Consider the following 21,288-nt stretch of genomic DNA (forward strand, 5'->3'; position numbering starts at 1 on the left):
TCCGCTTCTCTGCGTGCCGCATCAAAGGGCAGTGAAACTAGATAGAGTTCTATGGACTCGATAGTGTCATTAAATCCGGATCTGACCTGTGCCAATTGGCCTTTCCTTTCGAAGGTTCTTGGTGCGCCGAGGTGATGTCATTTCGCCTGTGTCCGCGACTGTCCTGCCGGTGATGCTGTTGCGATTATTCATCTGGCCAATGTGGTTGACCTCACGTTGCTCTTTAGTTTAGCGTTGTGGAATAGAGATTGGAAAGCGCATTCCAAAGCATGTTGGCGAAGCAGTTCTTGAAGCAAGGAGTCAGTCATGTCGGTCCCGATTCGCAAGGGGCACCTTAGCGTTCTGATGAAAGGAGGTGATGGCCAGTGAGTGCCATTGCCGAGTTGCAAAGCCTGAGTAAGACCAAGGGTCGGAAGGTTTCTGCAAAAGACAATAAGGCCGCTCATATCTTCCTGATTCCGTGGACGATTGGGCTCTTTCTGGTTACCTTGGGACCGATGGCGATGTCCTTGTACCTGGCCTTCACGGATTACAACCTGTTGCAGTCGCCGGAATTCTCCGGCTTGGACAACATCCAGCGGATGCTCGAGGACCAGCGACTGCACAATTCGCTGCGAGTGACCTTCACTTACGTATTGGTTGGCGTCCCGCTTCAGCTGGCTGTAGCACTGGGTGTAGCCATCCTGCTGGACCGGGGCATGCGCGGACTCTCGTTCTACCGTTCGGTTTTCTACCTGCCCTCAATGCTCGGATCCTCCGTAGCTATTGCAGTGCTGTGGAAGCAGATCTTCGGCACCACCGGCCTGGTCAATCAGATGCTGGAACTTATAGGAATACAAGGCATCGGCTGGATTTCGGATCCGAATACATCGCTTGGAAGCCTGATCCTGCTCAACGTCTGGACCTTCGGATCACCTATGGTGATCTTCCTGGCGGGACTGCGTCAGGTGCCGGCCATGTACTACGAAGCCGCGTCCATTGACGGCGCTACGAAATGGCGCCAGTTCCGCAGCATCACCCTTCCGATGATCAGCCCGATCATCTTCTTCAACCTCGTGCTGCAGATCATCGGCGCATTCCAGAACTTCACCCAAGCCTTCATCGTTTCCAATGGTTCGGGAGGGCCGGCGGACTCCACGATGTTCTTCACTCTGTATCTGTACCAGCAAGGCTTCAAGCAATTCGACATGGGTTATGCCTCGGCCATGGCCTGGCTCCTGGTCCTCATAGTCGGCGCTTTCACCGCCGTGAACTTCTTAGTTTCAAAGTATTGGGTGTTCTACGATGACTAATCAAACTTCGGTACCGCAATCAGCAGATCTTGACCAGGCACGGCAGGATCAGGTTCTCGACGAGGAGAAAATGCTGGGCCAGAAACCACCGGCGGGTGGAACCGACTCCAAGGGCCGCAGGGTCAAGGGGCACAAACCCAAGATGCGTACGCCACTGCGTTCAGTCGTAAAGCATGCCCTGCTGATCCTGGCAGCCGGCGTGATGATCTACCCGCTGCTGTGGATGGTAGCAAGCTCCTTCAGGCCCAATGACCTGATCTTCCGTGAAGCGGGCCTGGTCATTTCCGAGGTGGACTGGACCAACTACCCCAACGGGTGGGACGCCTTGTCAGAGCCATTCAGCAAGTACCTGATGAACTCCGCCATCCTGGTTTTGGGCTGCATCATCGGAAATCTGGTCTCCTGCTCCATGGCGGCATACGCTTTCGCCCGGCTTGAGTTCAAGTTCAAGAAGATCATGTTCGTTCTCATGCTCATGACGATCATGCTTCCGATTCACGTGATCATCGTTCCGCAGTACGTCATGTTCTCCCAGATCGGATGGGTCAACACCTTCTGGCCGATTATTGTCCCCAAGCTGCTGGCCACCGACGGGTTCTTCATCTTCCTGATGATCCAGTTCATCCGCGGTATTCCTAAGGATATGGACGAAGCCGCCCGTATCGATGGAGCAGGCCACCCGCGGATCTTCCTGCAGGTGATCCTGCCGCTGATGGTGCCGGCGTTGGCCACCACGGCGATCTTCACCTTCATCTGGACCTGGAGCGACTTCTTCACCTCGCTGATCTACCTGACGAACCCGAGCAACTACACCGTGCAGGTAGCACTCAACGCGTTCATCGACTCCACCGGCGAATCGAATTGGGGCGCCCTGTTCGCGATGTCGATAGTCACCCTTATCCCGGTCTTCCTGGCCTTCCTCTTCGGCCAGAAGTATCTGGTCAAGGGCATCGCCACGACCGGCATCAAATAACCAAGTGCGAATGGCCCGGAGAATTAGAACCCGGGCCATTGGCATGTCTGAAACTGACCCAATGGCCGCGGCCCTTAGCTAAGGAGAAAACAACACATGGGAACAACAACACGCACGCGCTATGTGCTGATCGGAGCCGGCAACAGGTGCGAAATGTACATCACCTCCATGCTCGGCGATCACAGCAGCGTCGCTGAACTGGTTGCCTTGGCGGATACCAACCCAGGCCGCATCGAGTACTACCAGGATGTCGTCGAGCAGACCTTCGGCCAAAGGCTGGGGTCCTTTGACCCTGAAGACCTTGAAGCGTACATCCGCGAGAACGCGATTGATCGGGTCATCATCACGACGCCGGACTATACCCACGCCTCCTTGATTTGCACCTCCATGTACGCAGGCGCTGATGTCATTGTGGAAAAGCCGCTGACTATCGATGCCGCGAGCACCGCGCGCATTGCCCAGGCGGTTGCCGAGACCGGACGTGAAGTCATCGTGGCCTTCAATTATCGCTACTCACCGCGCAATACGGCACTGAAAAAGGCCATTGACGACGGGCTGATCGGCCAGGTCACCTCCGTTGATTTCAATTGGATGCTCGACACCGTCCATGGCGCCGACTACTTCCGCCGCTGGCACCGTCTCAAGGAGAATTCCGGCGGCCTGCTCATCCACAAATCGAGCCACCATTTTGACCTCGTCAACTGGTGGCTTGATGACTCGCCGCACAGCGTATTCGCCGCCGGAGGCCTGAAGTTCTATGGCCCGAAGAACGCCGAAGCCAGGGGCTTCGCGACCCACGAACGCGGCACGCACGATACCAGCGACCAAGAGCCATTCGATCTTGATCTGCGCAGCGATGAACGACTGGAAAAACTGTACCTGGCTAATGAGCATTTTGATGGGTACCGTCGCGACCAAGGCGTCTTCAACGGCCAGATTTCCATCGAAGACAATCTGAGCCTGACAGTTCAATACGACAAAGGCCCGATTCTTTCCTACTCGCTCAACGCGCACAGCCCCTGGGAAGGCTACCGGGTGGCCATTAACGGAACCGAAGGCCGACTGGAACTCGACGTGGTCGAGCGCGCTGCAGTTCTGCCGGCATCTGGCGGGAGGCCAGTGGATCCCTCCTACAGCGACGACGGGCAGAGCAGCAACGTCCGTTCCAAGGGTGAACGCCTTGTGGTTCAGCGCCACTGGCAAGGGGCCGAAGAAATCCCGATCATCAATTCGGAAGGATCGCACGGAGGGGGCGACAGGCTGCTTTTGGAAGAACTCTTCGAAGGGCGCCAAGCAGACGCCTACTCACGCCAAGCCGGGTTCCTCGACGGCGTCCGCGCCATTGCCGTAGGAATCTGCGGGAACAAATCCCTGGACACCGGCGCCCTCATCGATGTTGCATCGGCCGGACTAGGGGTTAATCTGTCATTGCATCAACAGGTTCAGGTGTGATTGATTCCATGAGCGAAAAAGTCATTATCACCGGCGGCTCTGGCCGCTTGGGACGTGCAGTGGTCGATGGCTTCGCAGCGGCCGGACACGAGGTCGTCTCGCTGGACCGGGAGTTGCCCAAGCAGCGCGTTCGCGGCGTTGACTACCGCAGCCTTGATTTGATGGATGCCGAAGCTACCCACACGGCATTCAAGGAAATCTCCCCGCAAGCAGTGGTTTCCCTAGCCGCGATGGCTGTGCCTTTCATGGCTCCCGAGGAAGTTCTGCTGAAGACCAACGCGACAATCGCGCACAACGTCACCTCGGCCGCCGTCGAGTCCGGCGCGACGCGCGTGGTGCTGGCCTCCAGCCCATCCATCATGGGCTACGGATCTCCGGGCGGCTGGGTTCCCGAGAAGCTTCCCTTGGACGAAGACGAAACCCCACGCCCCTGGCACGCCTATGGGCTGTCAAAATATGTCGCTGAACAGATCGCTGCCATGTTCGCGGCAAAGATGGGTCCCAGCAGCCCGGTGAAGTTCGCTTCATTCCGTCCCTGCTTCGTGATTGCCGAAGAAGAATGGGACGGAGCTCCAACGCAGCAAGGACACACGGTGGCCGAGCGCCTGAAGGATCCTGGGCTCTCAGCCCCGGCACTATTCAACTATGTGGATGCACGCGATGTCGCTGACTTCCTTTTGCTGCTCCTAGGGCGATTTGATCGAGTTGAGAACGGCTCGGTATTTTTCGTCGGAGCCAAGGATGCCATGGCAACCCGGCCGCTCTCGGAAATCATTCCGGAAATCTACCCAGAACTCGCATCGCTGGCAACCGGTCTGACGGGGGACCGCCCGGCCTTCAGCATCGACAAGGCGAGGGAAACCATCGGTTGGGAACCCAAGCGAAGCTGGAGAACGGAGCTCAAAGCAAAGGTCTGAGCCTTGAGGCAAAAACCCGGTGGAAGCGAGGAAAATATACCTCGCATCCACCGGATTTTGTGTTGGACGCCTATCGCTGCAGGACTTGGGGCCGAGGCAAGCCGTTCACCATGATCGCCGGCCAGCGCGGATCCATGCTGAGAACTTCGATAGTGCCGGACTCGGTCAAGAGCATGGTGTCTTCGACCTTGAAAGTCAGCCCATTGCGTTGCGCGCTCGGGTTGAACGCGAACGCTTGATTGACCTGGAAGCGGTCAGTCGCTCCGGGAGCCAGCCGCGGATCCCTGCCGTTATACCCGGCAATTCCGCCCTGGTGATGCCGCGTCCACTCCTGCTCGTCAAAACCGTGGGCCGGATAGGCCTGTTGGATCCGAGACAAAAGATCGCCAAGCATCGTGCCCGCGCAAATGCCGGAAAGGATCTCCGCCTCGACGCCGAGAATGTCTGATTCCCCGGAGGTTTCCTGCTCCGTGGCTGGTTCAAAACGCACCCACCGGGTGAGATTGGCAATCAGCCCGTGTCTCCGGACGCACAGCACTGCCATGGCCTTGCGCCCCAGCGGAACACTCGTCGGCAGGGGATGCCGGTAGCCGCCACGCGCAGCCGAACTAACGAGCGCAACGAGCACCTCACCACCTAGCTCCATGGCGCTGGCAGAGAGCTTGGCTGCGACGGAAAATTCGCTGTCCTCGCTGGAGACGACAGACAAGACCTCGGTCATGATCTCAGCCGTGTCCTGGCATAGCTGGCGATAACGCTCGATTTCCACCGCGGATAATGCGGTGCGCAAGGCACGCAATTCCGGCTCGATCTCAGATTCGTCGAGAATCTCCCATGCAGCGGCTTGTCCAAACCACGAGCCAACGTCATCGAGGGACTCGTACCACGCGGTGACGTGGATGTTGATCTGATCCGAGGCATTGAGTTCCTCGTTTTGCAGGCGCTGCGCCTCACTGACGGACGTCGCCAGTTCGCAGCCATCGGCATGAACCAGGACCCTGGCAATTGGCGGTGCGGCGAGGGACACATGGGTCCGGGCGCCACCAAGGAACCAAGCCAAGGACGCGGGGGTGGAGAGCATGATGGCCTGGGCTCCACGTGACTGGAGGAGCTCAATGAGCTGGGCATGCTTTGTTGAATACTCAATAGTGGCGGCAGAAGACATGAGGCGGCGTCCTAATGGTGGGAACCGAATTCTTGGAAGAGCGCCGACACTGCGGAGCGATCCCAGTGGCCATCAGCCACCAGCACCCGCACACGACGGGTCAATGCGGCTCCGGGATCCAAGACGACCGGGGCATCCCATGCCAGCGAGCTTCCCACACCCGGATAGCCGGAACTGCGGACGAACCATGGGTCACTGTCGCCACTGCAGAAAATGAGGGTCGCCGCGCCGTGGCCGGTGCTTCGTTGCGCCAAGCTGACAGCTTCCGAGGCGAAGTCGGAGCTGAATGCCATCCATGGGCTGCGGGAGCCGTGGACTTGTTCCTCACCCAAGAGGGTGTCGGTGAATATCCGCGTGTTTTCGGCTTTGGGCAGTCTCCAGAAGAATCCGCCATAACCGCCGTTGACCCGTCCGTTGGATCCTGGGGAGCCGATGGATACGTATTCTTCCCGTGCCCGCAGGCTGAAAGCGAAATCCATGATCCAGCCTGTTGCCGAGGTGGGCTGGTGGGTGAAGGCGGTGAAATCAATGGTGCGGTGCTCGTCCAGCAGCACCCGCTGCTGATGTCCGACCCACTCCAGTTCGGAACGCACTGAACTTCCGTTCGGGGCAAAGGAATTGGCCACTGTGCGGATGTGCCCGTGGTCTTGGCGCCATACATACCGCGAGTCGGCACGGGTGTAGGTCCTCCCGCCCCAGAAGTTGTTTCCATTCACGTCCTGCAGGGCCACCGAGACCCCAAGATGCCATGTGTGGTCCAGCGGCTGCTGGTCGCTGACGTGCACGCCGCCCATGGTGGTCAGTTGATCCAAGAAGGGTCGCGGCGAGTTCGTGATGGAAATATCCTGGCCCGTGCGCAGCCTCGCGATGACTTGTTTTTGGGCGTTGGACGGATTCTCCAATGCGAATGTTCCGCTGGTCTCCGGTTCGCTGGCCCACGGTGCGCCAAGCGAGGAAAAATCGGACTGCGCGGCCACGGAACGGTTGATGAAATGCTCGATATCGGGGATGACCGGATGGAACTGATCGCCGCGGTCGGTGGAGATCACGTAGTCCGCCGGAATATCCATGGGCTCGGCACCGGTGCGGATCTGTTCCAGGACCCGCATGAACGCGCCGGCCGATTCCAGCGAGCTCAGCAGCTCGGGCGCGCGACCGGCACGGACGTCTACGAGATTCTCCAGCAGGTTCACGCGACCGAAGACCTGGGATGACTCGGGCTTGCCGAATTCTGGATTGGGGCGGATCACCAATTCATCGCGCGTGTAGTACAAGATGGCCGAGCCCTCGGTCCCATAGATGGTGATCCACGGATCCTGCTGATCGGCCGCGCAAACGGTCAAGGCCGCGGTGACCGGGATGCCGCTGTTTGTCTGCATCCTCACCACGGACGTATCGTCGGCCTCGATTCGATGAGCATGGTACAAATCCGTGGCTACCGAGAGAATATCACCAGCACGCTGGGCACCGGCGATCCGCAGTGCGCTGGCAACCGCATGGGCCAGCGGGTTGGTGACCACGCCGTCGGCGATATCCACGCCGTTGAGCTGGCGATGGCCCGCCCATGGAGATCGGTTGTAGTAGCCCGTGGTGCGCAGCCAGTTTCCGCTGGCACCGACCGCTCGTAGCGCCCCGATGGGAGAGTTCTCAGCGCCCTCTTCAAAGAACCCGGCCACCGCTGTCAGAGCCAGCGACCCCAGGGCCTGGAACCCAACCTGGACGTTAACGCCAGCTGCCTGGGCGGCACTGAGCAGGGTCTCGTATTGCTCCAGCGTGGCCGTTGGCGGCTTTTCCAGATACAGGTCCGCGCCGGTATCCAGAGCTTTCATGGCCAAATCGGCGTGGGTGCTGATCGGGGTCGAAATGATGATGATATCCGGTTTCAGCCCGGATTCGAGGAACTCATCGAGGGTGGTGAATATTCGCGTGTTGTCCCCGGGAACCAGGCTGCCCGGATCTTCAGGATCGATGCCGGCGAGGAAACTGATCTTGTCCTCGCTGGCCAAGCGCTGGATGTTGCTCAGATGCTGGCGTCCGAAGCCATTGAGGCCAACCAGCACCACCGTTGGCGCTGATGACGGCGCAACGGAACTGTCGTCTTTGGCAGTCGCTGCGGTGGATTGCTGGTTCATAGTGCCCTTCTTGGAATCGTTGAAGTCAGATCAGTTTATTGCGCTCGCCGGCTGGATGCCCGCAGCTTGTTCAAGATGAGGCAAAACAAGCGACTGATAACGCTCAGACATGGCCGCCAAGGTCAGATCGGCATCCTGGCTATTGATCTCGTCGTTAAAGATCTCGACTTCCACCGGGCCTCGATAACCGGCCTTCGCCACCCAGCGGGAGATGGAAGTGAAATCAATATGCCCGTCGCCCATCATGCCGCGCGATTGCAGGGCGTTGCTGGCAATGGGCAGATTGAAATCGCAGATTTGGTAACTGGCCAATCGGCGCTCATGCCCGGCTCGCTGGATCTGCTGCTGCAACTGCGGGTCCCAGAAGACGTGGAAGGTATCGACAACAACACCGACGGCTTCGGAAGGGTGCGCGGTGGCCAAATCCAGGGCTTGGCCCAAGGTCGAGAGCACCGCCCGGTCAGCGGCATACATGGGGTGCAGCGCTTCGAGAACCAGGCAAACCCCATGATCCAACGCAACAGGCACCAGCTGGTCCAGTGCACGCGCGACTCGGTCGCGAGCTCCGACGATGTCCTTATCCTGCGGATCTCCGGTGCCTCCGAGAACGTGCGCGGCTGACGGCAATCCGCCGACGACCATGATCAGATTTCCTGCCCCGATGGTGGCCGCTTCCTCGATGGCATTCCTATTGGAATCGAAAGCATCCTTCTGCGCCTCTTTGGAAGTTGCCGTCAGGAATCCGCCACGGCACAGGGTGCTTGCCTGCAGTCCGCCTTCCTTGATGATGTCCGCTGCGCGTTGCGCCCCTCCCGCTTCTTCGAGCAAGTGGCGCCAAGGGCCGATATGGGTCAATTCAGCGCGGGCTGCCGCTTCGACCGCCTCGTGCAGGTTGAGGTGGGGGGTGGTGCCGGTGTTCAGTGATAATTCGAAGCTCATGACACTCCTGTCAGTGATCGGTTGGCTGCCTTGATTCCATAGACCGCAAGGAGCTGTTCCATGCGCTCAGCGGCCAAGCCCGGGTTCAAGATCAAACCGGCGGAATCCGCCAGAATAAAGGTTCGGATCAGGTGGGGCAGCGAGCGCCCAGCGTGCAGCCCGCCCACCATCTGGAAGCCGCTTTGATGGCCGTTTAGCCAGGAAAGGAAGGCGATACCCGTCTTGTAGTAGAAGGTCGGGGCACTGAAGATATGCAGTCCCAGCTCCCGGGTAGAGTCCAAGATGGCCCGTCCCCGCACCGAATCCGCGGCATCGAACGCCTGCAGCGCTGTCGAGGCGGCGGGGTAGATGGCGGCGAATATTCCCAGCAGGGCATCTGAATGAAGTTCGCCGTCACCGTCGATGAGCTCGGGGTAGTTGAAGTCGTCTCCGGTGTAGAGCCTGATCCCTGAGGGAAGGGCCGAGCGGAGTTGTTTCTCATGCTCTGCGTTGAGCAGGGAAACTTTCACCCCGTCGATCTTCTGCGAGTACTTTTCCAAGATGGACCGGAATACCGAGGTCGCTTCGGAAAGATCGGTGGTTCCCCAATAGCCGGCAAGCTGCGGATCAAACATCTCGCCCAGCCAGTGCAGGATCACCGGTTGCTGGGCTGCTTCCAGCAGGTCGCCGTAAACCTGGAGGTAATCCTCGGGAGTCCGCGCGGCCTTGGCCAACGCGCGCGAGCACATCAGGATGGACTTCGCGCCGGAGGCCTCGACAAGGCGCAGCATTTCCAGATAGGCGTCAGCGACTTTCTGCAGCTGGCCCGGTTCAACGGATTCGATGGTGAGCTGGTCGGTTCCCACGCCGCAGGCGACAATATCGCGCACCGTCATCCCGGTGAGCGCGGGGTAGCGGTTTTCCGAGATGACAGCTGCCGCCTCTTGAGCAGAGCGGTTGATGAGTTCGCAGGTCGCAGGGTAATCCAGGCCCATGCCGCGCTGCGCGGTGTCCATGGCATCGGCGACGCCGAGGCCGTAGGACCAGAGCTCGTGGCGATAGGCCATAGTGGCCTCCCAGTCGATCACCGCTGGCGCGCCGGGAGTATTGTCCGCCCCCATTTGAGGAATCACGTGGGCCGCGGCATAAACCTTGCGCGAGGTGATCGGCGAGGCGGGGCGGTGGAAGTCTCCGGGACCCTGCAACCGATAAGTGAAGGACTGGCCGTGCTCGTCGATCAGGGTTAGTTCCGGGAAATTGTTCTCGCTCATAGCGTGATCTCCGGGATGTCCAAGGTCCGGCGCTCTGCTGCGGACTGCAAGCCCAGGGACGCCAACTGCACGCCGCGCGCTGCCGAGAGCAGGCCGTACTTGTGTTCGTGTCCGGCGGCGACGTCTGCGAGGAAGTCTTCCCACTGCAGCTTGAAGCCGTTATCCAAATCCGCGTTGGCTGGAACTTCCAGCCACTGATCGCGGAAGGATTCGGTAACCGGCAGGTCAGGGTTCCAGACCGGCTTCGGGGTGTGGGCGCGTTGCTGGGCGACGCACTTGTTCAGGCCTGCAACGGCTGAGCCGTGGGTGCCATCGATCTGGAACTCGACCAGTTCGTCGCGGTACACGCGCACCGCCCAGGAGGAGTTGATCTGTGCGATCACCGGATCGCCTGAGGGGGTTTCGAGTTCGAAAATGCCGTAGGCCGCATCGTCTGCGGTAGCTTCATATGGTTTGCCCTGTTCATCCCAGCGGGTCGGGATGTGGGTGGCGGTTGTCGAGGTGACGCTCTTGACCTTGCCGATGATTCCTTCCAGAACGTAGTTCCAGTGGCAGTACATGTCGGTGGTCATCGAGCCGCCGTCGGCTAACCGGTAATTCCACGATGGGCGCTGTGCCTCCTGGATTTCGCCTTCGAAGACCCAGTAGCCGAATTCTCCGCGCAGGGAGAGGATTCTTCCGAAAAAGCCTTCGTCGACGAGGCGGCGCAGCTTCACGAGTCCGGGCAGGTAGAGCTTGTCGTGCACGACGCCAGCGGTGATGCCCTTGGTTTTGGCCTGCCGGGCCAAGTCGATGGCATCGGTCAGTGTTTCAGCGGTCGGCTTTTCGGTGAAGATGTGCTTGCCGGCGGCGATGGCCTTGGACAGGGTGTCGTACCGCAGCGAAGTCATCGAGGCATCGAAAATGATGTCGATGCTCGGGTCGTCGATCAGCGAATCGAGGTCTGTGCTGTAGTGCTCTACCTGGTGCTTTTGCGCGAGCTCGCGCAATTTATCTTCATTGCGGCCGACAAGAATCGGCTCAACGGTGAGCTTGGTGCCGTCAGCCAGGGTGATGCCGCCCTGATCGCGGATGGGCAGGATCGAACGCAGCAGGTGTTGCCGATAGCCCATGCGGCCGGTAATGCCGTTCATGGCAATTCGGAGAACTTTGGTATTTGTCACGAGAGACTCCTCGGCTGAAGTGAGAGAGGGAAATATTCTTGGGAATGCGCTTTCCACGATAGTGATGCAGAATTGGGGTGTCAACCATCACGGGGATTGAAAGATAAGCTTGTCCCAGCTTGTAGTGGACGAAAAGGATTTCAGATGGCTATTCGACTAACTGACGTCGCTAATGAAGCCGGAGTTTCATTGGCTACTGCCTCGCGTGTGCTCAACGGTTCCGCACGTAAACCAGCGGCCGAGATCTCCGATAAGGTCCGCGCGGCTGCGGAAAAACTCGGATACTTTCCCAACGCGCAAGCGCAAGCGCTTGCCCGTGCATCGACTAAGCTCATTGGCCTTGTCGTCCGCGATATCGCCGACCCCTACTTCTCCACGATTGCGCGCGGTGTCCAGCGTGGCCTGGGAGATAGCGGTACCCAGTTGCTCTTGGCCAGCACCGATTCCGAGCCGGAGCGGGAAATCGAGGCCGTCAGGGCCTTCATGTCGCAGCGGACAGATGCCATCATCTTGTCCGGCTCACGTGGTCAATCTGAAGATGACGGGCTGCTCAAGCTGATTGAGAACTACCAGGAGAATGGCGGGCAGGTGGTTGTTATTGGCCAGCCGCTAGCCAGTACCGGCGGTATCCAGGTGGATAACGAAACCACCTCCGAGAATCTGGCCGGAGATCTGATCCGTGCAGGTCATCGCAAGTTTATTGTGCTGGCAGGCGATGAAAATCTGCTGACTTCCCGCCATCGCGCCCAAGGCTTTCTCTCGAAGCTCAAGCGCACCGGTCTTGCCGCCGTCGAGGTTGTCCATGGGGCGTTTTCCCGGGAAGGTGCCTACATGGCCATGAGCGACTACCTCCAGGCGCGAAAGCCCGAAGGGGCGGGCCAGCAAGTATGCGTCTTCTGCGTATCCGATGTCATGGCCCTGGGTGCGATTCGCGCCATTAGGGAAAGCGGGTTGCGTGTACCCGAAGATATCGCTGTGGTGGGCTTTGACGATATTCCAACACTTGAGGACGTCACGCCTTCGGTTAGTACCGCTCGCCTTCCGCTGGAGGAAATCGGCCGCTGGGCTGGAGAAATGGTGCTCAGCCATGGTGATGCGCGCAAAATGGTGGTTACTGGCACCACTGTGCTGCGCGAATCGTCGCGATTGCGCGATGGGAATCGGTAGGACCTAGCGTGCGCGATGCCATGGCCAAAAGTTATTGACCTATTCAACTTTGCCTCTTGACTCGTGACTGGGGTCACAATTAGATTGTTTGGGAAGCGCTTTCCAAAAGACTGAAAATCACGGCCAATTGTTGAAGCCTCGCACTCACCGGCCCACTCAAGGAGGAGACCCATGGACCAGCAGGACATCTCAAGAAACAATCGAAAGAAGTTCGGTGCACGCCTGAGCAAGTCCGTAGCCATTGCCGCGGTTGCTGCCCTCGCGTTGACCGGTTGCGGAGGCAGCGGCGGCGCTGAGAGCGCCGACGGGAAGACCGTACTCCGGTTTTCATGGTGGGGTTCCGATTCGCGAGCCCAAGCCACCAACAAGATCATCGAAGCCTTTGAAGCCGAGAACCCGGACATCGACGTACAGGGCGAGTACTCGGACTGGAGCGGGTACTGGGACAAGCTGGCTACCCAGGTTGCCTCCAATGATGCTCCCGATGTCATCCAGATGGACGACAAGTACCTGCGTGAATATGCGGACCGCGGAGCGTTGCTCGATCTGACCGGCGTGGATGTCTCCAAGTTTGAAGAGGTATCCATCCAGAACGGCACCACCGATGACGGCCTGGTCGGAATCACCACGGGCATCAATTCCTTCACGCTGACTGCCAACCCGAAAGTCCTCGAGGAAGCCGGGCTGAAAATTCCCGATGACAAGACCTGGACCTGGGATGACTACCGGAAGATCACCGAAACCGTGAGCGAGAAGCTCGACGGCAAATACGGCGCCGAAGCCCCGAATGAACCTGCAGGCCTGCAGACCTGGCTACGTCAGGACGGCAAGCACCTGACCGGCAGCGACGGCGCCCTCGGGTTCACCGTCGAAGACCTCACCGGGTACTTCCAGCACCACCGGGACCTGCTCAGCGGCGGGTCATACCCTAAGGCTTCGGTGCTGGCAGAAAACCAGAACGCCGGACCAGACCGCTCGATGACCGGCACCGGAACCGCAGCCTTCGGCATGTGGTGGAGCAACCAGCTCGGTGGCCTGTCGGCAGCCGTAGGATCTGATCTGGTTCCATTGCGCTTGCCAAGCAGCACCGGCAAGGCGCAGGACAATGGGCTGTGGTACAAATCTTCGATGATGATGTCCGGCTACGGCCGTACCAAGCACCCGGATGAGGTCAAGAAATTCATTGATTTCATGGTCAATTCGCAAGAGGCCGGCGCGCTGAACAAGATGGACCGCGGGTTGCCCGCCAACCTCGATGTCCGCAAGAGCGTCGTCGCCGACCTTGACTCGATTGAAACCGCCTCGGCAGAATTCGTCACCAGCCTGGAACCGGAGCTGCAAGGAACTGAACCTATTCCGCCCATGGGATTCAGCGCCGTCCAGGACATCCTATACCGCTACGAAATGGAAGTCTTCTTTGACCGCCAGAGCGTGGCAGATGCCGCGCAGAACGCCTTCAAGGAAATCGAAACCGCTGTAGCGCAGTAGTCCATGCAAACTGAGGGACCCAGTTCATTCATTGAACTGGGTCCCTCGAATTTTCTACAGCTACTGAAGATCCAAGGTGGCAAGCACGCTCGGCGCGTTCTCGCGCAGATGCTCGTCGCTGGCATCCAACAGCAATCGCAGCCATGTTTCATGCTGGGATAGTGGAGCCACCAGGCAGGCTGGGCTGATCAGGTCATAGAGCTCATCCGGTGAGCCATAGGCTGCAAACTGTTCCAGATAAGCGAACAGCGACTGCATGACGCGCTCATCGCTGGTGTCACAATCCCATACCTCGGTCATGGCGGCCAGAGCGGTGTTCAGCGACGAGAAGGGGTGCGCCCAGTGGGCCGAGGATAGGTTCAGGATCCGCCCATGGGTACCGGATTCAGCCGGAACAACCACCTGGGAGAGATCAAAGTTTCCATGCTCCAGGCTCAGGGGAACAGAACCCTCATGCAACGTTGCGCAGGCCTTGGTCAGCTCGTCGATATGGGACGCTAGGTGATCGGCGTGGGCCCCGTCGATGTGCAGGGGATGCTCGGGCGGCAGGGATACATGCATCATCAACGCTTGCTCGAACTGTTCTGGCAGGAACTGCGGGTCGACAACGGTGACTCCGGCGTCGAAGAACTGGTCTTCCCGGCCCATTAAGGCCACCTGCAGTGAGCCAAGCGAGGCAAGGGCCAGTTCCCAGTTCTCTACCGAATCCCCGAGATCCGCCATCGTATGTCCGAAGTCGGGGCTGAGCATGTAGCCGGCGCTGCGGTCCACCGCCAGAGGCATCACGAAACGCTCGGGAAGGATCTGGCCGGCTACCACGGTGGTGGCCGCTTCGGCTGCCAGCCCCGGGGCATTGGCGCTGAAGATCAGGTCCGCCGCGTCGGTTTGCACCGTTGCCTGGATCTGGTGCAATTGGGCGGGCCAGAAGTCGGGATCGGCGGTGCGCTGGATGCCGTACGCCTCGCAGGCCGCGTCGATCCATTCGGTGGTCGACTCACGCCAGTTATCGCTATTGAACAAATCTATCCACTGTGCCACGTTCTTATCGTAGTATGTCGATGCAAACGCGTTCAGTTGCTACCGTATGGACTACGGCTAGTAATTTGCTCCTCTTTCGAAGGATTTCGATCGTGAACGCTTATCGACCTGAGTACCGACACCGTGATTACAAAGCCGTCCTCTTCGATCTGGATGGTGTGATTACACCAACGGCACTGCTTCACCGCAGGGCCTGGCATGAACTTTTCTCTTCCTATTTTGACCAATTCCCGGGCGTGGCCGGCTACACCGAGCAGGACTATTTCAACTTGCTCGACGGGCGTCCGCGCTATGACGCGGTGCAAGCCATTCTCGCCTCGCGGGGTCTCGAATTGCCATGGGGAAACGTCCAGGATCCTGCGGGCCAGGACACCATCTGCGCCCTGGGAAATATGAAAAACGATAAGTTCACCGAAGTGCTGCTGCGCGACGGCATCGAACCCTACGCGGGTTCCCTGGCCTACTTGCGCCAGGTCCTCGCAGCAGGGCTGGACGTAGCGGTAGTCTCCTCCTCCCGCAACGCCCGCATGGTGCTTTCTGCCGCGGGTCTGGAGGAGCACTTCCCGCTGGTGATGGGCGGGCATGAAGCCGCCGCCCGCGGCTTGGCCGGCAAGCCGGCCCCGGACACCTTCCTGGCAGCCGCGGCGGATCTGGGCTGGCGCCCGGAAGAGTGCGTGGTCTTCGAGGACGCCACCAGCGGCGTGGCCGCAGCCCGTGCCGGAGGCTTCGGCGTGGTCGGCGTGGCTCGCGAGGAGAACGCGGCCGAGCTGATGGACGCCGGAGCGCATTTTGTCATCGAGGATCTTGCAGAACTCGTCTCCGGGGATTCAGTTCAGGCCTGGGAAATGGACTCCTGGTCCTTGCTGCGCGATGAGCACCGCGACACCGACGGCGCCCAGGACACCGTCTTCTCCCTGGGCAATGGTTTCCTCGGCGCCCGGGCCGCCCAGCTGGGCTTGGGCGACCAGAGCGGCGGAACATTCATCAACGGCCTGCACGAGGCCTGGCAGATCCGCCACGCTGAAAGCGCGTTCGGCCTGGCCGAAACCGGGCAGACCATGATCAGCGCCCCGGATTTCAGGACCTTGCGCGTCTTCATCAACGATGAAGCGCTGGAAGTCGGCCGCACTGAGATGCTGCGCGATGAACTGCGCCTGGACTTCCGCGACGGAACCTTGTGCGCGCGCACCCTGTGGCGGACCGCCGAAGGGCACCGCGTAGCCGTCATGGCCCGAACGATGATTTCCTTCACCGACCGGCACCTGGCCTTGCAGGACGTCCATGTGCGCCTGTTGGATGCCCCGGCCAGGGTGCTCGTGCAGTCTTCGGTCGTGGGCAACCGCTCAGCGCGCACGGTGGCATCGCCGGAGGAGACTGACGCCTCCGCCGCCGGGGTGGCCGATCCGCGCAAGAGCGAAGAAGCCAGCCAGAATCCGCTGCACCCGGCAGGGAACACGGTCAACGGCTCGCGCCTGGGGATCTCCTACGCGGTCCCGGGCTCCGGCATGTCCGTGGCGGCAATGGTCGAGCATCAGGTGAGCACCACCGGGGGCGCCGACCAGCAACTGCGCATCGATCGCAAGACCTCCGATGAACGCGCCGACGAGGTCATCAGCGCACGCCTGGAGGCCGGGCAGGGCATCCGCGTCGCGAAGTACGCGGTCTACAACTGCTCGCGGCGCCACCCCGCCCAGGAAATGCTGCAGCGCTCGGATCGCGCCCTGGACCACCTGGTCGAGCAGGGCATGGACGAGCACTTCCGCACCCAGCGCGACTTCATGGCCGACTTCTGGCAGCGCAGCGATGTGGTGGTGGACTGCGACGACGCCGGCTTGCAGCGCAAGATCCGCTGGAACCTGTTCCAGCTGGCCCAGGCCGCCGGCCGCGCCGACGGCTTGGGCATCAGCGCCAAGGGCGTGAGCGGCAACGGCTATTCGGGGCACTACTTCTGGGACACCGAAATCTATGTGATGCCGTTCTTGACCTACACCAACCAGCAGTGGGCCCGTAATACCCTGCGCGCCAGGGTGGCGATGATCCCGGCGGCGACGCGGCGGGCGAGCATCATGAACGAGGCCGGCCTGCTCTTCCCATGGCGCACCATCAACGGCGAAGAGGCCAGTGCCTACTATCCGGCGGGCACCGCGCAGTATCACATCAACGCGGACGTCGTGTATTCGCTCAACCGCTACCTGAGCGTGATGGAGGATGACGAGTTCCTGCTGGCCGGGGGCGCCGAGATCCTGGCGGGCACCGCGCGCATGTGGGCGTCGCTGGGCTTCTGGCGCGGCCAGGAAGGCCATGAGCGCTTCCACATCCATGGCGTGACCGGACCGGATGAATACACCGCAGTGGTCAACGACAACCTGTACACCAACGTCATGGCCCGCTTTAACCTGCGGCGCAGCGCCCAGCTGCTCACCGAGCTGGCCGGGCAGCACCCCGGGCCATACGCCAGCCTTGCCGCCAAATTGGAGTTGAGCGACGAGGAAATCGCCCTGTGGCTCAAGGCCGCTGACTGCATGCATATTCCGTATTCGGAATCTGTGGGCATCCACCCGCAGGACGAGCACTTCCTGAACCGCGAGGTGTGGGATCTGGCCAATACCGGGCCGGATAAGCGCCCGCTGCTGCTGCACTACCATCCGCTGGTGATCTACCGCTTCCAGGTGATCAAGCAGGCCGACGCGGTGCTGGCCCTGTGGCTGCGCTCCAGCGATTTCACCGCCGAGCAGAAGCTCGCGGACTTCAACTACTACGATCCGCTGACCACCGGCGACTCGACGCTCTCGGCCACGGTGCAGTCCATCTTGGCTGCCGAGGTCGGGTACCGCGAGCTGTCCTGGGAGTACTTCGAGCATGCGCTGAACGTCGATCTTGAGAACCTGCACGGCAACACCGGCGACGGCGTCCACGTGGCTTCCACCGGCGGCGTCTGGTCCGGGCTGATCTACGGCTTCGCGGGCCTGCGTGATGACGACGACCGGCTGTGCTTCGACCCGCGCCTGCCCGAGGCCTGGCGCTCGATCAGCTTCAGCCTGGCCTGGCACGGCATGCGGATCGCGGTCCGCCTGGAACGCGCCAGCATCACCTTCACCTTGGACGGCGCCCACTCGCGCCCGATCTGGGTACGCGGGGAGCAGGTGGATCTGGTTCCGGGAGAAAGCATCGTGGTTCCGCTGGCCGATCAGGGTCCGGTGCGCGAGGGGCGCCCGAGCCTGGACAAGGTCCTCGAGGTCCAAAGCGAGGCCGGGGTGGACGTGCCCCGCAAGGCCTGGTAGCTCCCGGCGGGGCTAAACGAGCCGGGGTTAAACAGTGGGGCGGTGCGGAACCGCAATGGTTCCGCACCGCCTCGTCCATGCCCAGCTAGGGGCGAGCCTGCTTTACAGCTTCATATCTTCCAGGGTGCGTCCCTTGGTTTCCTTGACCATGAAGATCACGAAGAGCAAGGAGAGCAGCGCGGCCACTGCGTAGATGCCGTAAGCCAGCGCCAGGCCTGCGTCGGCCAGGGCCGGGAAGGTGGTGGAGACGACGAAGTTGGCGATCCACTGCGCGGCGGCAGCCACACCGAGGGCCATGGCGCGGATGGAGTTCGGGAAGATCTCGCCGAGCAGCACCCATACGGCCGGGCCCCAGGTAGCACCGAAGCCGACCACGAACAGGTTGGCCGAGACCAGGGCGATGATGCCCCAGCTGCCAGGCAGCGACACCGCGCCGTCGATGGTCTGCGACTGCGCGAAGGCCATGGCCATCATGCCCAGGGACAGGGTCATGATGGCCGAACCGATGGTCAGCAGCAGCTTGCGTCCCAAGACGTCGATCAGCAATACTGCCACGATGGTGGCCACCACGTTGGTCACCGAGGTGATCAGCGAAATGGTGAAGGAATCCGATTCGGCGAAGCCCACGGACTTCCACAGGGTGGTGGAGTAGTAGAAGATCACGTTGATGCCGACGAACTGCTGGAAAACCGACAGCAGGATGCCTACCCACACCAGCGGGTGGAAGCCGAAGCGGCCCAGCAGGTCGCTGAACTTCTGGCGGCGTTCCACGTGCACGGTGGCACGGATTTCTTCGATCTTCTTCTCGGTCTCTTCGCCGGCGTTCATGCCCATGTCACGGGTCAGCACGGTCGCTGCTTCAACGTAGCGGCCGCGCTCGACCAGGTAGCGAGGGGATTCCGGAAGGCGCAGCGAGAGCGCGCCGTAGAGCACTGCTGGAACCAGCAGCGAGAGGTACATCCAGCGCCAGGCAGCCAGGCCGAACAGGCCGGTTGCATCTGCGGAGCCCATGACGAAGACCAGCAGCGCGCTGACCAGGAAGGCTACGAAGATGCCCAGCACGATGGCCATCTGCTGCATGGTGCCCAGGCGTCCACGATGGGCCGCTGGGGAGACCTCGGCGATGTAGGCAGGAGCGATCACCGAAGCGAAGCCCACGCCGATGCCGCCGACGATGCGCCATACGATGAGGTCGGCCGCGCTGAAGCACAGGCCGCAACCGATGGCCGAAATGGCAAGGAGGATGGAGGCGAAAAGCATGGTGCGTACGCGTCCCACGCGTTCGGAGACCATGCCTGCAATCCATGCGCCGAGAGCTGCACCGAGCAAGGCGCAGGAAACAGTGAAACCGATAGTCACCGCGTTGAGCCCGAATTCGTGCTCGACAGCGTCTACGGTGCCGTTAACGATTGATGAGTCATATCCAAAAACGAACCCACCCAACGCCGCCCCGAGGGCGATGAAGATGAGTCGTGCGGAGAGTTTTCCGTCTGATGTTGTCGCAGTCACAATCTGCCATGCTATCCGATTTGTCCGGGGTGGAAATCCGTAATTTTCAGATTTTGGTGGGAGAACAATCACATTTTGGAAGGAGTCCTTACATGTTTCACCCAGGCTGTTGGTCTACCCCTGCGTCTCTTGCCTAACCAGCCGGGGATTGCATCAAAAAGCCGGCCGGTCTCGCGAATAACGTCGCAAAACCGGCCGGCTGAAAAAATTCTTTTAAACTCTCAGGATTCTTTCGAATGATCCACGAGATCGTTGCCGCGCAGCGTGGCCACGGCACGCATCGAGTGGTAGACCACCAAGGTGGCAATCGAACCCAGGGCGATGCCGCCGAGCTGGAACTGGCCGAAGCTGATATCGCTGGTGACGGCAATGGCGATAATCAATCCGGTGCCCGCGGTCATCAGGTTGATCGGGTTGCCGAAGTCGACCTTCGCCTCGATCCACAAGCGGGCGCCGACGATGCCGATCATGCCGTAAAGGACAATGCCCAACCCGCCGATGACACCCACCGGGATGGTGCCGACCAGGGCACCGAACTTCGGCAGGAAGGCCAGCGCCATCGCCACAATGGCCGCCACCCAGTAGGCGGCGGTGGAGTACACGCGGGAGGCGGCCATGACGCCGATATTCTCCGCATAGGTGGTGGTGGCAGAACCGCCGCCGAGACCGGCAACAACACTGGCGGCGCCATCGGCCATCAGGGCGCGGCCGTTGAACTTCGACAGGTCCCGCCCGGTCATCACGCCTACCGTGCGCACGTGCCCGATGTTCTCGGCAATCAGCACGAAGACGGCCGGCAGGAACATCAGCGCGGTATCAAAGTGGAAGCTCGGAGCGGTGAACTGCGGCAGGCCGACCCAGCTGGCCGACTGGACCGCGCTGAAATCCACTTGGCCCTGCGCCAACGCCGCCAAGTAGCCCAGAACCAAGCCGACAAGAATCGACAGGCGGCCCAGCAATCCCTTGAAGGCCACCGTGGCCAGCACCGTGAAAATCACCGTCAGGAACGTGGTCAGCGGGACATCGGTCATCGGAGCGAGCGTCGCGCTGGCGAGGTTCAAGCCGATCAAGGCAACGATCGTGCCCATCACCACCGGAGGCATCAGCGCATGGATCCAGCCGGTGCCGGTCACCTGAACAATCAGGCCCACCACGAAGAGCAGGGCGCCGGTCATCACGATGCCGCCCAGCGCGCCAGCCATGCTGTGCGACTGGGTGGTGGAGATGACCGGAGCGATCATCGCAAAGGAGGAGCCGAGGTAGCTGGGGACCTTGTTGTTGGTCATCAGCAGGAAGATGATGGTGGCCACGCCGGTGAACAGCAAGGTGGTGGTGACCGGGAAACCGGTCAAGGTGGGGACCAGGATGCTGGAGCCGAACATCGCCAGGATGTGCTGGGCGCCAATGGAAATGGTTTGCGGCCAGTGCAGCCGTTCCTCCGGGGTGACGACCTCGCCCGGGGTGATGGTCTTTCCGTTGCCGTGAATGCTCCAGCTCATGCAATCCTCCAGATCGTGGCCCG

The 21,288-nt window shown here is 60.7% G+C and carries 15 protein-coding genes; 7 read left to right on the forward strand and 8 right to left on the reverse strand.

The window, feature by feature from the left end; translation table 11 throughout:
* The first annotated feature begins 365 nt into the window (after positions 1-365).
* From OF385_RS00220 to OF385_RS00235, 4 genes are all read left to right on the forward strand, one after another.
* Positions 366-1,292 carry a carbohydrate ABC transporter permease gene (locus OF385_RS00220; protein WP_264276435.1) on the forward strand — a complete coding sequence of 309 codons (927 nt, stop codon included), beginning with the start codon at positions 366-368 and terminating at the stop codon, positions 1,290-1,292.
* Entirely contained in the window at positions 1,285-2,265 is a 981-nt protein-coding gene (locus OF385_RS00225; RefSeq protein ID WP_264276436.1) for a carbohydrate ABC transporter permease, read from the forward strand. Before OF385_RS00220 ends, OF385_RS00225 begins: the two co-directional genes overlap by 8 nt.
* A 96-nt stretch (positions 2,266-2,361) precedes the next feature.
* On the forward strand, positions 2,362-3,717 hold the full coding sequence (locus OF385_RS00230) for a Gfo/Idh/MocA family protein (protein ID WP_264276437.1): 1,356 nt from the start codon (positions 2,362-2,364) through the stop codon (positions 3,715-3,717).
* An 8-nt stretch (positions 3,718-3,725) separates the two neighbouring features.
* Positions 3,726-4,634, forward strand: coding sequence for an NAD-dependent epimerase/dehydratase family protein (locus OF385_RS00235; protein ID WP_264276438.1), 909 nt, complete (start codon positions 3,726-3,728; stop codon positions 4,632-4,634).
* Between the two features lie 70 nt (positions 4,635-4,704).
* Here the strand turns inward: OF385_RS00235 and OF385_RS00240 are convergent, their stop codons facing one another.
* The 5 genes from OF385_RS00240 to OF385_RS00260 are packed head-to-tail and all read right to left on the reverse strand — an operon-like array spanning position 4,705 to position 11,253.
* Positions 4,705-5,799 carry a M24 family metallopeptidase gene (locus OF385_RS00240; RefSeq protein WP_264276439.1) on the reverse strand — a complete coding sequence of 365 codons (1,095 nt, stop codon included), beginning with the start codon at positions 5,797-5,799 and terminating at the stop codon, positions 4,705-4,707.
* Between the two features lie 11 nt (positions 5,800-5,810).
* On the reverse strand, positions 5,811-7,931 hold the full coding sequence (locus OF385_RS00245) for a DUF6807 family protein (protein WP_264276440.1): 2,121 nt from the start codon (positions 7,929-7,931) through the stop codon (positions 5,811-5,813).
* A gap of 30 nt (positions 7,932-7,961) precedes the next feature.
* Positions 7,962-8,870, reverse strand: coding sequence for a sugar phosphate isomerase/epimerase family protein (locus OF385_RS00250; RefSeq protein WP_264276441.1), 909 nt, complete (start codon positions 8,868-8,870; stop codon positions 7,962-7,964).
* Positions 8,867-10,120: a dihydrodipicolinate synthase family protein gene (locus tag OF385_RS00255; protein ID WP_264276442.1), complete on the reverse strand. Its 1,254-nt coding sequence runs from the start codon at positions 10,118-10,120 to the stop codon at positions 8,867-8,869. The genes OF385_RS00250 and OF385_RS00255 overlap by 4 nt, the downstream gene beginning before the upstream one ends.
* Positions 10,117-11,253 carry a Gfo/Idh/MocA family protein gene (locus OF385_RS00260; protein WP_264277962.1) on the reverse strand — a complete coding sequence of 379 codons (1,137 nt, stop codon included), beginning with the start codon at positions 11,251-11,253 and terminating at the stop codon, positions 10,117-10,119. The genes OF385_RS00255 and OF385_RS00260 overlap by 4 nt, the downstream gene beginning before the upstream one ends.
* Positions 11,254-11,427: 174 nt before the next feature.
* On the opposite strand from OF385_RS00260, the gene OF385_RS00265 reads away from it, so the two are divergent.
* Both OF385_RS00265 and OF385_RS00270 read left to right on the forward strand, forming a co-directional pair.
* Positions 11,428-12,450, forward strand: coding sequence for a LacI family DNA-binding transcriptional regulator (locus OF385_RS00265; RefSeq protein WP_264276443.1), 1,023 nt, complete (start codon positions 11,428-11,430; stop codon positions 12,448-12,450).
* Positions 12,451-12,621: 171 nt separating this feature from the next.
* The gene (locus OF385_RS00270; protein WP_264276444.1) at positions 12,622-13,938 is read left to right on the forward strand and encodes an ABC transporter substrate-binding protein; all 1,317 of its coding nucleotides are present in this window, start codon (positions 12,622-12,624) and stop codon (positions 13,936-13,938) included.
* A 60-nt stretch (positions 13,939-13,998) separates the two neighbouring features.
* Here the strand turns inward: OF385_RS00270 and OF385_RS00275 are convergent, their stop codons facing one another.
* The gene (locus OF385_RS00275) at positions 13,999-14,976 is read right to left on the reverse strand and encodes a hypothetical protein (RefSeq protein ID WP_264276445.1); all 978 of its coding nucleotides are present in this window, start codon (positions 14,974-14,976) and stop codon (positions 13,999-14,001) included.
* Between the two features lie 92 nt (positions 14,977-15,068).
* Here OF385_RS00275 and OF385_RS00280 point away from each other — a divergent pair, with 92 nt between their 5' ends.
* A complete protein-coding gene (locus OF385_RS00280) occupies positions 15,069-18,257 on the forward strand; it encodes a beta-phosphoglucomutase family hydrolase (protein ID WP_264276446.1) in 3,189 nt (1,062 codons plus the stop codon).
* A 102-nt stretch (positions 18,258-18,359) separates the two neighbouring features.
* On the opposite strand, the gene OF385_RS00285 is transcribed toward OF385_RS00280, so the two are convergent.
* Both OF385_RS00285 and OF385_RS00290 read right to left on the reverse strand, forming a co-directional pair.
* Complete coding sequence (locus tag OF385_RS00285) at positions 18,360-19,766, reverse strand: sugar porter family MFS transporter (protein ID WP_264276447.1); 1,407 nt, start codon at positions 19,764-19,766, stop codon at positions 18,360-18,362.
* 221 nt (positions 19,767-19,987) lie between these two features.
* Positions 19,988-21,265 (reverse strand): uracil-xanthine permease family protein, encoded by a 1,278-nt coding sequence (locus tag OF385_RS00290; protein ID WP_264276448.1) that lies wholly within the window; start codon positions 21,263-21,265, stop codon positions 19,988-19,990.
* Positions 21,266-21,288: the final 23 nt, after the last annotated feature.

The organism is Glutamicibacter sp. JL.03c (genome assembly GCF_025854375.1).
In the GTDB taxonomy this organism is placed as follows: Bacteria; Actinomycetota; Actinomycetes; order Actinomycetales; family Micrococcaceae; genus Glutamicibacter.

Bases quoted from the DNA above. Each gene is read 5' to 3' on its own strand.
- OF385_RS00225 (WP_264276436.1), top strand. From the start codon at position 1,285: ATGACTAATCAAACTTCGGTACCGCAATCAGCAGATCTTGACCAGGCA.
- OF385_RS00230 (WP_264276437.1), top strand. From the start codon at position 2,362: ATGGGAACAACAACACGCACGCGCTATGTGCTGATCGGAGCCGGCAAC.
- OF385_RS00235 (WP_264276438.1), top strand. From the start codon at position 3,726: ATGAGCGAAAAAGTCATTATCACCGGCGGCTCTGGCCGCTTGGGACGT.
- OF385_RS00240 (WP_264276439.1), bottom strand. From the start codon at position 5,799: ATGTCTTCTGCCGCCACTATTGAGTATTCAACAAAGCATGCCCAGCTC.
- OF385_RS00245 (WP_264276440.1), bottom strand. From the start codon at position 7,931: ATGAACCAGCAATCCACCGCAGCGACTGCCAAAGACGACAGTTCCGTT.
- OF385_RS00250 (WP_264276441.1), bottom strand. From the start codon at position 8,870: ATGAGCTTCGAATTATCACTGAACACCGGCACCACCCCCCACCTCAAC.
- OF385_RS00255 (WP_264276442.1), bottom strand. From the start codon at position 10,120: ATGAGCGAGAACAATTTCCCGGAACTAACCCTGATCGACGAGCACGGC.
- OF385_RS00260 (WP_264277962.1), bottom strand. From the start codon at position 11,253: ATGAACGGCATTACCGGCCGCATGGGCTATCGGCAACACCTGCTGCGT.
- OF385_RS00265 (WP_264276443.1), top strand. From the start codon at position 11,428: ATGGCTATTCGACTAACTGACGTCGCTAATGAAGCCGGAGTTTCATTG.
- OF385_RS00270 (WP_264276444.1), top strand. From the start codon at position 12,622: ATGGACCAGCAGGACATCTCAAGAAACAATCGAAAGAAGTTCGGTGCA.
- OF385_RS00290 (WP_264276448.1), bottom strand. From the start codon at position 21,265: ATGAGCTGGAGCATTCACGGCAACGGAAAGACCATCACCCCGGGCGAG.